The following is an 839-nucleotide window of genomic DNA, read 5'->3' as shown; positions in this document are numbered from 1 at the left end:
GGTTCGGCCTCGCAGCACTGGCACAGCGGCCTGGCATGACCGTCATGCGCCCGGGCGAGGATCCCTTGCAGCTGGGGCGCATCGTCGCAAAAGTGGACATGCCCCAGCCGGTAGCACTTTCGCTCAGCGCTCATCGTCCGCTCGCTCCCTGTGCTGCCGATCCCCTGCCCTGCGCCAGTCCGCCGGCCCAGTGAAGCTGCCGCGCCAGATGCCTGTCCCCCTGGCCTCCGCCTCACGCCCCGCCGCCCTGTACCTGCCCTGCTCGTCGCCGGCGGCAACAGCCCATCTCTCCCGATCCAGCCACTCGGCCAGATCGCTGCCGCGGGAGGCGCAGCGTGCCAAATCGCGGCCGTAGCGGTCCAGACCAGCGACATGGCACGAAACCTGCCGAGCGACGGGCGCCGCCAGGACTTGTGGGAGGTCCCAACCGCATTTCCATGTCTGCCTGGCTGCGTCTTGGCAGGTCAGGTCCGGTTCAGGGGCGCCCATGCCGAGGATGCGGATCCGCCACCCACCGATGACAAGGGTATCGCCATCGATCATCCGTGCAGGCCCTGCCAAACCGGTAGCAAGTGTCATGTGTTCCTGCGCACCCAGCAGGAACATTGCCGCCACCAGGATCAGCAAAGAGAGCCGCGCCGCTTTCCTCATTTCCGCCCCCCGTCCGACGGCGGCTGCGGATCGACCCCGAGACGCGCCCGGAGGCCAAGCGCTGTCGCACGCTGCACGAAGGTCTCTCGCGCGGCAGAAACGGCGCGGGCCCTCGCGAGGCTATCCTGCCATGCCTGATCCAGGCACTGGAAATGCTGGGTCAGTGCCGAGAAGTAGCGCTCGAAATC

2 protein-coding genes are annotated in these 839 nt (G+C 67.8%); both read right to left on the bottom strand.

The window, feature by feature from the left end; genetic code table 11:
* Positions 1-123 precede the first annotated feature (123 nt).
* Positions 124-651, bottom strand: coding sequence for a thermonuclease family protein (locus tag CK944_RS22310; protein WP_103175202.1), 528 nt, complete (start codon positions 649-651; stop codon positions 124-126).
* On the bottom strand, positions 648-839 hold a 192-nt coding region (locus CK944_RS23875), incomplete at its 5' end, for a hypothetical protein (RefSeq protein ID WP_205049144.1). The genes CK944_RS22310 and CK944_RS23875, both read right to left, overlap by 4 nt.

Source organism: Paracoccus sp. SY (genome assembly GCF_002901215.1).
GTDB classification, from domain to species: Bacteria; Pseudomonadota; Alphaproteobacteria; order Rhodobacterales; family Rhodobacteraceae; genus Paracoccus; species Paracoccus acridae.
The sequence above is the reverse complement of the archived record's forward strand: the minus strand, read 5'-3'. Positions and strand labels throughout refer to the sequence as shown.

Bases quoted from the DNA above. Each gene is read 5' to 3' on its own strand.
- CK944_RS22310 (WP_103175202.1), bottom strand. From the start codon at position 651: ATGAGGAAAGCGGCGCGGCTCTCTTTGCTGATCCTGGTGGCGGCAATG.